The sequence below is a fragment of the Lyngbya aestuarii BL J genome (assembly GCF_000478195.2).
Classification (GTDB): Bacteria; Cyanobacteriota; Cyanobacteriia; order Cyanobacteriales; family Microcoleaceae; genus Capilliphycus; species Capilliphycus aestuarii.
This window is the reverse complement of record NZ_AUZM01000248.1, coordinates 1-1,057: the sequence shown is the minus strand read 5'-3', so window position 1 is coordinate 1,057 and position 1,057 is coordinate 1. Positions and strand designations below refer to the sequence as shown.

At 45.6% G+C, this 1,057-nt stretch carries 1 protein-coding gene; it reads left to right on the top strand.

The genetic code is table 11. The annotated features are described in order from the left end of the window. Window positions 1-87: 87 nt before the first annotated feature. The coding region (locus tag M595_RS27865; RefSeq protein WP_023069899.1) for a DUF1565 domain-containing protein at window positions 88-1,057 on the top strand (970 nt) is incomplete at its 3' end.

Genomic DNA, 1,057 nt, shown 5'->3' with positions numbered 1-1,057 from the left:
AAAGCGTCCCATAATAGGGCATACTTGACGCAATTCCAATTTTTCGTTAGATTTTGCAATTCTACAACAGTTTGTCGGAGTACAGCCGTGAATTCAGCATCCCACCGCAACTGTGAATTTACCTCACACAATCTCAATCTCAAGCTTGATCATCAAAAGTTGAGCTTGACTAAACGTTCTCAACGTTATCGCTCTGATCTCAACGATGAGTCTACTCATCTGCAATGGAGTTCTCGATTTCAAAGACTCTCGCTTTTGCTCGTTGCTCTCACAGGTTTTCACCTGGGTATAGCTCCTACAGAGACATTAGCAGAACCATTGCTCACCCAACAAGTGGCTCAAACCCCTCAGTCTCCCAATACTCCCACTAACATTATTTACGTGAGTGCTTCAGTCGGAGATGATACCGGGGACGGTTCCCAACAGTCTCCCTTGAGAACCATTACTCAAGCCTTAACCCTGGCTCAACCCAATACCGCGATTATCCTCGCACCCGGAACCTACAGCGCCCAAACCGGGGAACAATTTCCCCTGATGCTGCGACCCAATATCACCGTTCAAGGCAATCCTAACACTCGCGGAGAAGCCATTATCATCTCGGGTGGGGGGTTCTATACCAGTCGCACTTTTGCCAAACAAGATATTGCGGTTCTCGGCGCCAACGGTGCAAGAATTAGTGGGGTGACAGTCACAAATCCCAATCCGAGAGGGTATGGATTATGGGTAGAATCGACTTCGATGATTGTTTCCAACAACACGTTTACAAGGAATACCCATGATGGGATTTCTGTGGTTGGGACAGGGGCGCCTTTAATTCAAGAAAATAATTTTAGCGAAAATGGCGCCAATGGAATTACCGTGTTTGGTTCCTCTCGCCCTGAAATTCGCAATAATGAATTTCAAAATACTGGGTTTGGAATTAATATCTCCCAAAATGCCGCTCCGTTTATTGCCGGAAATCGGATTATTTTTAATAAAGATGGTGTGGTTATCCAAGCCAACGCCCGTCCGATTTTAAGAGATAATTATATCGAACGCAACGAACGAGATGGGATTG